The 8,803-nt window shown below is 37.9% G+C and carries 11 protein-coding genes; 10 read left to right on the forward strand and 1 reads right to left on the reverse strand.

Going from position 1 to position 8,803, the window contains the following annotated elements; translation table 11 throughout:
• Positions 1–65: 65 nt before the first annotated feature.
• On the forward strand, positions 66–872 hold the full coding sequence (gene pstB / locus V7147_RS22390) for a phosphate ABC transporter ATP-binding protein PstB (protein WP_335370025.1): 807 nt from the start codon (positions 66–68) through the stop codon (positions 870–872).
• Between the two features lie 25 nt (positions 873–897).
• Positions 898–1,557, forward strand: coding sequence for a phosphate signaling complex protein PhoU (phoU, locus tag V7147_RS22395; protein WP_335370015.1), 660 nt, complete (start codon positions 898–900; stop codon positions 1,555–1,557).
• 124 nt (positions 1,558–1,681) lie between these two features.
• Here phoU and V7147_RS22400 read toward each other — a convergent pair whose 3' ends face one another.
• Complete coding sequence (locus tag V7147_RS22400) at positions 1,682–2,041, reverse strand: hypothetical protein (protein ID WP_335370016.1); 360 nt, start codon at positions 2,039–2,041, stop codon at positions 1,682–1,684.
• A gap of 194 nt (positions 2,042–2,235) precedes the next feature.
• On the opposite strand from V7147_RS22400, the gene rpmG reads away from it, so the two are divergent.
• The 8 genes from rpmG to V7147_RS22440 all read left to right on the forward strand — a co-directional run.
• Positions 2,236–2,385, forward strand: coding sequence for a 50S ribosomal protein L33 (rpmG, locus tag V7147_RS22405; RefSeq protein WP_335370017.1), 150 nt, complete (start codon positions 2,236–2,238; stop codon positions 2,383–2,385).
• Between the two features lie 66 nt (positions 2,386–2,451).
• Complete coding sequence (locus tag V7147_RS22410; RefSeq protein WP_335370018.1) at positions 2,452–3,015, forward strand: 5-formyltetrahydrofolate cyclo-ligase; 564 nt, start codon at positions 2,452–2,454, stop codon at positions 3,013–3,015.
• Positions 3,012–3,806, forward strand: coding sequence for a DUF92 domain-containing protein (locus tag V7147_RS22415; protein WP_335370019.1), 795 nt, complete (start codon positions 3,012–3,014; stop codon positions 3,804–3,806). Before V7147_RS22410 ends, V7147_RS22415 begins: the two co-directional genes overlap by 4 nt.
• Positions 3,807–3,848: 42 nt before the next feature.
• A complete protein-coding gene (locus V7147_RS22420; RefSeq protein WP_335370020.1) occupies positions 3,849–4,028 on the forward strand; it encodes a hypothetical protein in 180 nt (59 codons plus the stop codon).
• A 121-nt stretch (positions 4,029–4,149) separates the two neighbouring features.
• Positions 4,150–5,697: a rhomboid family intramembrane serine protease gene (locus V7147_RS22425; RefSeq protein ID WP_335370021.1), complete on the forward strand. Its 1,548-nt coding sequence runs from the start codon at positions 4,150–4,152 to the stop codon at positions 5,695–5,697.
• A 122-nt stretch (positions 5,698–5,819) separates the two neighbouring features.
• Positions 5,820–7,289 carry a spore germination protein gene (locus tag V7147_RS22430; RefSeq protein WP_335370022.1) on the forward strand — a complete coding sequence of 490 codons (1,470 nt, stop codon included), beginning with the start codon at positions 5,820–5,822 and terminating at the stop codon, positions 7,287–7,289.
• 310 nt (positions 7,290–7,599) lie between these two features.
• Positions 7,600–7,812, forward strand: a complete 213-nt coding sequence (locus V7147_RS22435) for a YqgQ family protein (protein ID WP_335370023.1) — start codon at positions 7,600–7,602, stop codon at positions 7,810–7,812.
• Between the two features lie 27 nt (positions 7,813–7,839).
• Positions 7,840–8,803, forward strand: a 964-nt coding sequence (locus V7147_RS22440; protein WP_335370024.1) for an ROK family glucokinase, incomplete at its 3' end; no start/stop codon positions are given.

An 8,803-nucleotide genomic window follows, 5' to 3' on the forward strand; every position in this document is an offset into this window, starting at 1 on the left:
CTAAAAATCGAGCGCAAATACGCAAAGGCGAATTTGATTCTTATTTGAAGGGGAGAAACTCAACAATGACATTAAATGTTGTTACTAAAAAAAATGTAAACACAGATCAAATAGATAAAAAAATCGTGTATGATACTAAGGATTTAAACCTTTGGTATGGAGAAGACCATGCGTTAAAAAATATTAATTTTCCGATCTATGAAAACGAAGTGACGGCGATTATTGGACCGTCAGGATGTGGAAAATCAACCTATATTAAAACATTAAACCGAATGGTCGAGCTTGTACCTATTGTACGTATTTCCGGTGAGATTTTATATCAGGGAAGAAATATTTTTGATAAATCATATAAAGAGGAAGAGCTTCGAACTAAGGTTGGAATGGTTTTCCAAAAACCAAATCCGTTTCCAAAATCCATCTATGATAATATTGCTTATGGACCCAGAATTCATGGAATTCGAAACAAAAAAATACTCGATGAAATTGTGGAAAAAAGCTTACGAGGCGCAGCCATTTGGGATGAGGTAAAAGACCGCCTTCATGAAAATGCATATGGACTTTCTGGTGGTCAGCAACAAAGAATTTGTATTGCTAGGTGTTTAGCAATCGAACCTGATGTTATACTAATGGATGAGCCTACTTCTGCACTAGATCCAATTTCAACATTGAAGATTGAGGAACTAGTTCAAGAACTAAAGCAAAACTTTAGCATTATCATCGTTACGCATAACATGCAACAAGCGGCACGAATCTCTGACCGAACAGCATTTTTCTTAAGCGGAGAAATCATCGAATATGAAAAAACAGATAAAATGTTTTCAAACCCATCTGACAAGCGAACTGAAGACTACATCACAGGTCGTTTTGGCTAAAATAATTTATCAAGGGGAGTAGAATATGTCCATACGCACGTCATTAGACAAAGATTTAGATCGACTTAAAGAATTACTCGTTGAAATGGTAAACTTATCAAAAACTGCTGTTGAAAAATCAGTTCAATCACTTGCACAGCAAGATATTAAAATGGCTGAACAAATCATTAGTGAAGACGAAAAAATTAACGAACTTGAAGAAGAAATCAATAATCTAATTATTCAGCTAATCGCTCAACAACAGCCGGTCGCATCCGATCTTCGCACGATCATCGCTGGATTAAAAATCTCAAATGATGTTGAGCGAATCGGCGATCTTGCAGTAAATATCGCAAAATCTGTTGTTCATATCGGAGACGGACCATTAATCAAACCAATTATAGATATACCTAAAATGGCGAAAATGGCTATAGACATGTTAAATAATGTAATCCAAGCCTATATTGAAAAAGATGTCGAATTGGCGATTACAACAGCTAAGGCTGATGATGAGGTCGATGCTTTATACGGTAAAATCCTTAAAGAACTGCTTGAATTAATGCCAAGCAAACCTGATTCATTCAATCAAATTACGCAGCTATCCTTTGTGTCACGTAATATCGAACGGATAGCAGACCATACTACCAATATGTCTGAACATATCATTTTCATGACAAAAGGAAAAAACGTCGACCTAAATTCGTAAACGAAAAAACTCAAGCCAAACACTGGGCTTGAGTTTTTTTATGTGGTCAAATAGTAAATAGTTCCATAAACAATGGTTGATATAATAATTCCGAATGCGATCCCTCGTAATAAATTTTTATCCATTAAATGAGCCCCATTTTCTTTGCCTGTTCTAGGATGAGTCGAACTTCTTCAACCGGTAAATTTGTTTTATTTCCGATTTCCTCATAGCTCAAGCCTTTATCATATAAAGATAAAATGGAAGTATTAGATAACGACATAGCGTTGGTTTGTGGTGGTCCCATATCATAATCGATATCATTTGTAAGTAGTTCTTCCTCTAGCACCTTCACTTTTTTCTTTAATAAATACGTTTCCTGAACGACTGAAAGAGATAGTTGATCAATTTCCTCTTGCACCATTTTTATCCGGTCTTTCCCATAAAAGGAGATGACAAGAAGAAGGATTGCGATACTTAATAAAATAATAAATGCGTATTCCATATCTTCACTCCATTCCATTATTAATCTTATCGTAACTTACTATCGTGGACAACAATTTGTACATCTGTGAATTGTATTTTGATATAGTGATTAGAAATTTTTTCGAACCCAAAAATAGGACTGGAATTTTGAATAGTTAAGTGGTATGATAGGTAAGTCTGATTAAAGCTTTAATGTTTGGAGGGAAATAAACGATGCGTGTTAAAATCACTTTAGCTTGTACTGAAACTGGCGATCGTAATTATATTACAAAGAAAAATAAGCGTAATAACCCTGACCGTCTTGAACTTAAGAAATATAGCCCAAGACTTAAAAAGGTTACTCTACACCGCGAAACAAAGTAACAGTAGGAAGCAATTTCCTGCTGTTTTTTTTATTATAATAGAAATATGATGAGGGGGGCGAACAGCTTGAAGACGAAACAGGAAATGAGAAAAGAAATGAAGGGGACTTTACGTTCGATTGATAAAGATACTTTACATAAATGGTCACAGGAAATTACAGAACAGGTCCTTTCATTACCCGAGTGGACAAACGCGAAAACAATTGGCATTACGATTTCTGGCGAATATGAGGTCAATACGAAATACCTGATTGAAAAAGCGTGGGAATCAAAGAAACGAGTGGCAGTTCCAAAATGTCATCCACAGTCAAAGACGATGTCGTTCCATGATATTACATCATTTTCACAGTTAGAGGTCGTCTTTTATGGACTACAAGAACCAATTGAGGAACAAACACAAGTGGTTTTACATAATGAAATAGATATATTATTTGTCCCTGGTTTAAGCTTCGTAACAACCGGATACCGTCTTGGCCACGGTGGAGGGTATTATGACCGATATTTGGCGGAGTATCAAGGGAAAACTGTCTCCTTGGCATTTCCGGAACAGCTAGTTGAAGAATTACCGGTTGAGCCATTTGATCTTCCTGTTCAGAAAATCGTGACAAACACAAAGGTTATTGAGCCATGATTAATCTTTCAATCCAAATACTTGCCTCCATAGTTGTAGCTGTTTTAGGATATAAGCGTAAATCATTAACCGTTAGTGGAGCAGTTGGGACGATTATTGTTGGAAGTGCCGTGTCGATTGGCTTTGGATATCGCGGATTGCTTTTATTAGGTGTCTTTTTTGGAAGTTCTAATTATTGGAGTAAACTCAAGGCTGGAAATAAATCGAGTCTCAAAAATAAAGTAGCAAAAGGCGAGCAACGTGATATCGTTCAAGTTTTTGCAAACGGCGGTATTGCAGCATTTACAGGCTTAATGTTTGCATGGTCTGACTCTTTATTTTGGCTTGTCTTTTTTGTAGGGTCAATCGCTGCTGCAACCGCTGATACTTGGGCTTCGGAAATCGGGACCCTTAGTAAGAAAAAGCCGATTCTCCTTACAAAGCTGAAGCGGGTGGATGCAGGTACGTCAGGGGCAGTTTCAGTGTTAGGAACAATCGCTGGCTTCTTGGGGTCATTTCTCATTAGTGCCATTTCTTTTTTAGTTTGGCCTGAGCTTTCAGTTATTCTGTTGATAGGACTTACATTGGTTGGTTTCTGCGGAAATGTAATTGATACGATTATAGGAGCAACCATTCAAGTCGTTTATAGATGTTCTATCTGTGGCATGGAAACGGAAAAAAGGTTCCATTGTGGACAGGAAACAACCTATCTTAAGGGTTTACGCTTTTGCAATAATGATGTTGTGAATTTTATTTCAATCTTCCTAGCGTCTGGACTTGGGACATATTTCTTTTCTTTATTACAAGGATAAAATGAAAGGGAAAATCAAAAAGTATATCTAGGAGGGATAAAAATGTTAAGCTTATTGACCCGAATAGCTTTACTTTTTGGAGGGATTTATGCTGTCTACCGGTACCGTTATCGCATTTTTAATCGTGTTTTCGGAAACCCAGCGGTTCGACGTGTCTTTATTAGCTCGTCCATGAAAATCCCATTTATTCGAAACAGAATGATGTCTCAAGCCTTCCGTTAGAGAAAAGAAAGCCTGTTGATTTATTTTCAACAGGTTTTTTTGATTTTTAAGACAGAAATTTGGTAACAGGTAGAGTAAAATGTTTATAATAAAAGAAACTCATAGGAAAAGGGGGGATTTGGTGTTCAATCAGGATTATCTTTATTGGAAAATGATCGAGGGGCTTCAGCTAGAAGGTGGCTACCGAATTCTCCAATTATCAAAATCAAATAATGAAATATGGTTAGAAACAACCCAAAAAAACAAACCAAGAATTATCCGTATCCTGCGTCATGATTTGGATTGGAGCAATTGGATGCAAAGGGATATGGAAATCACAGCACAGCGCTTAGAGCAGCTAAGAAAGCGTCTATTTGCCCGCAAACTGGATGCGCTAAATATTTATATTACGACATACCCACCTGTCGATGATTGGAAATTTCGAGTAGAAGGCCCACTCGTTGCAGGAGCAAAAGGTCTTACTTCTTTACATACTGTATTAATTGATTCGGAACATAAGGATTCGGGATTACAGGAACTATCAAAGTATGTTCATACCGATGTTGATCTGGATGAATCCATTTATATAGACGTTGACATGGTTGAAAACATGAAACGTGAAGTTATTAGCGTTGCAAATGAGCGGATTTCAAGTGAAAAGCAAATCTTTCAAAATGGAAAACCGTTTTTTACATACATCTTAATTGCCATTCAATTAATAATGTTTGCTGTTTTAGAATTGCATGGTGGGAGTACAAATACAGAGACCTTATTGAAATATGGGGCAAAGGAAAACTTCCGGATTTTAAATGGTGAATGGTGGCGCTTTTTCACGCCAATGATTTTACATATCGGATTTATACATCTTCTTATGAACACTTTCGCGTTATATTATTTAGGGACAGAGGTTGAAAGGCTTTACGGAAAACTAAGGTTTTTATTAATTTATGTATTTGCGGGATTTGTAGGTAGTCTAGCGAGTTTTGTGTTTAATGCAAATATTTCTGCGGGGGCTTCTGGTGCTATTTTTGGTTGTTTTGGTGCACTATTATTTTTCGGAGCGGCCTACCCTTCCCTTTTCTTTAGAACAATGGGACCAAATGTAATTGGGATTATAATCATCAACTTGGCCTTAGGATTCATGATTCCTGGTATCGATAACTCGGGTCATATCGGGGGTTTGGTTGGTGGCTTTTTAGCGGCGAGCATTGTGCATTTACCTAAGCGAAAAGAATTTGTTAAGCGATTAGGTGGACTCGTGGTAACCATTTTGACTGTTGGTGCACTTTTTTACGTCGGTTATGTGGTACAGCCACATTCTGATAATCCTCAATTTCTCGTGCAATCCGCACAGGAATATATTCAATCAAATGAGCTTCAAAAGGCATATGACATGCTAAAAACGGCCGAAGAAAAGGGTGTAGACTCACCTGAGATGTATTTTTATTTATCTTATACTGAAATTAAACTAGGTAAGTTAGAAGAGGCAAGGGATCATTTAGAAATTGTCACGGTAAAAGCACCTGAAATCTCTGAAGCGTATTATAATCTTGCGTTAGTCTATGTCCAGTTGCAGGAATTTGAAAAAGCAAAAAAGGCAGCAGAGCAAGCGATTAAAACAGATCCAGATAATGAAAATTATAAAGAACTGATAAAAGAAATAGACGCCATGGAAAGTGGCCAATTGTAAAAAGTGCCTCGCTTGAGGCGCTTTTCTTTATTTCCCTGAATAAGTATTATTTTCCAATTTTACGTCAATGATGGATTAGTAGCCTAAACAAGTTGCTTTTGTACGTGATTGGAGTGATTCTAATGGGAAATGAAAAAGTAAAGCCAAAAGATCCGGTCTCAACAAATATACAAGAAAATCGGAGCTATTTAAGAGAAGCTCTCGGCGTAGACAAAAGCTTTGACGTCATCCAAATTGACGTAGAATATGCAGGTAAAGACATGTCCATGTTTTTAATTGATGGTCTTGTTAAAGATGATATGTTACATCTTCTCCAAAAATTTCTTGCACAACAGGATGAAGATACGTTAAAAATAGATGGCCTAGAAAAACTTTTGAAGACCTATATCCCATATGTCGAAGTTGAAAGCGTAGATGATCTTGATAAGGTTGTTGATACGGTACTTGCGGGTCCAACGGCTCTAGTAGTTGATGGACTTGATAAAGTTATTTTAATTGATGCACGAACGTATCCTGTAAGAGGACCTGAAGAACCTGATACTGAAAGAGTTGTGAGGGGTTCCAGGGACGGTTTTGTTGAAACAATCGTCTTTAATACAGCCTTAACGAGAAGAAGAATTCGGGATAAATCACTTCGAATGGAATATATGCAGGTTGGAAGGCGTTCAAAAACAGATATCATTGTTAGTTACATTGAGGATATTGCCGATCCTGCTCATGTTAAGGAAGTAAAAGACGCGATTTCAAAGATTGATACCGATGGGTTACCTATGGGTGAGAAAACGATTGAGGAATATATTTCAGGTCGACATTATAATCCATATCCTGTTGTGAGATATACAGAAAGACCCGATACAGCGGCCGCTCACCTTTTTGAAGGTCATATCATTATCATGGTTGATGGTTCGCCAAGTGTTCTCATCACGCCAACAACGTTCTGGCATCATATGCAGCATGCTGAGGAATATCGGAATAGTCCAGTTGCCGGATTGTATCTTCGACTAGTTCGCTATATTGGAGTGTGGGCATCACTCTTTTTATTACCATTATGGTATTTATTTGCTGTTCAGCCAGAATTGTTGCCGGAAAATCTTAAATTTATCGGTCCAAATGATAATGGAAGTTTACCATTGATACTCCAGTTCTTTTTTATTGAAATAGGAATTGATCTCTTAAGAATGGCGGCTATTCACACACCGACCTCCCTTGCAACAGCACTGGGACTAGTCGCTGCCATGTTAATTGGTCAGGTAGCCGTTGAAGTTGGTTTATTCACAAATGAGGTTATTTTGTATTTAGCCATCGCCGCAATTGGGACCTTCTCAACTCCTAGCTATGAGATGAGTCTTGCTAACCGGTTGGCTCGATTATTCCTGTTACTAACAACGAGTATTTTTGGGATCGTCGGGTTTGTTGGTGGGGTTACACTGTGGATCATCTACTTAGCTCGAATGAAATCCTTTAATGTGCCGTATTTATGGCCGTTTATTCCATTTTCGTACAAAGGATTTAAGGATGTCTTATTCCGTGCACCAATTCCGTTAAAAAGAAATCGACCAAAAATATTACATCCACAGGACCCAGATAAGTAAAATATGTAAGGAGTGTTCAGTTGTGAGCACTCCTTTTACCTTTATTCAGCTGTATACTGAATAAAGTTAAAAGCCTCCGGCGGATGGCACAGATTTTTATAGGAAAGTTTTCGTGGCAATAAGATCAAAGCCTAAGAACGCCACTTCCTGTGGCAATGTCTTTGTGACCCACTTCGTGTGGGCCTAAAATCTGGCCGCAAATACGCCAAAGCGTATTTGATATTTTTAAGGACTTTTAATCGAAAGACTTGCGTGTTCGTTTATTTTTGAATAAGCTAGATTTATATTGTGGACAACAGAAGGTGAAAATGTGAAAACGATTTATGATATCCAACAATTTCTAAAAAAATTTGGAACCATCATTTATGTCGGTGACCGAGTCGCTGATCTTGAATTAATGGAAGCGGAGGTCCACGAGCTTTATAATTCACAGCTCATTGAAACAAAGGACTTTCAAACAGCCATCTTTCTCCTCCGCCAAGAAATTGTATGGGAAACAGAGAAAAGAACCAAAAATAAATAAACAACTAAACTAAGGGAATGGATACATATGGAAAATTTATTAATAGGTATTGATTTAGGTGGAACAACGGTTAAGTTAGCATTTATTACACAAGAAGGTGAAATTGTTACCAAATGGGAAATTCCAACTAATAAATCCGGCGATAAAATAATCCCAGATATTGCTGAAGCAATCGATGCAAAAATGAAAGAAATTAATCTAACTAAAAACCAATTTTCTGCAGCTGGTATGGGTGCAGCTGGTCCTGTTAATTTCGAAGAAGGTATATTCTATACAGCATCAAATTTAGGCTGGAAAGAAATGTTCCCATTACAAGCAGAGCTGGAGGAAAATATCGGATTACCTGTTGTCGTAGATAATGATGCCAACGTTGCAGCAATCGGCGAATTGTGGAAAGGGGCAGGCGAAGGAGCTAAAAATCTATTGTGTGTAACGCTAGGCACTGGAATTGGTGGAGGTATTATCTCCAACGGTGAGGTTGTTCGTGGAGCAAACGGTGCAGCCGGTGAGATTGGCCATATCACCTCCATACCTGAAGGCGGTGTTCCTTGTGGCTGCGGCAAGACCGGCTGTATCGAAACAATCGCATCTGCAACAGGTATTGCTCGTTTGGCAAAAGAGTCGATTGAAGCGAATAACGAACCAAGTCTTCTTCGAGAACAATTTGAAAAAGCAGGTACAATCACCTCAAAAGATGTTTTTGAAGCAGCAAATAAAGGGGATAAGCTTGCACAAAGTGTCATTGATCATGTTACCTATCACCTCGGCTTGGCGTTAAGTCATGTGGCAAATGGGCTAAACCCTGAAAAAATTGTTGTCGGCGGTGGGGTTTCAAAAGCCGGTGAACAATTGCTGATACCATTAAGAAAACAATTCAAACGCTATGCGTTTCCAAGGGTTGCTGATGCAGCTGATATCATAATTGCAACGTTAGGAAACGATGCTGGCGTGATTGGTGCCGCATATTTGGCAAAAACAAACTTCCTTAAAT

This window comes from Bacillus sp. JJ1521, from assembly GCF_036965165.1.
Taxonomy (GTDB): Bacteria; Bacillota; Bacilli; order Bacillales; family Bacillaceae_L; genus Ferdinandcohnia.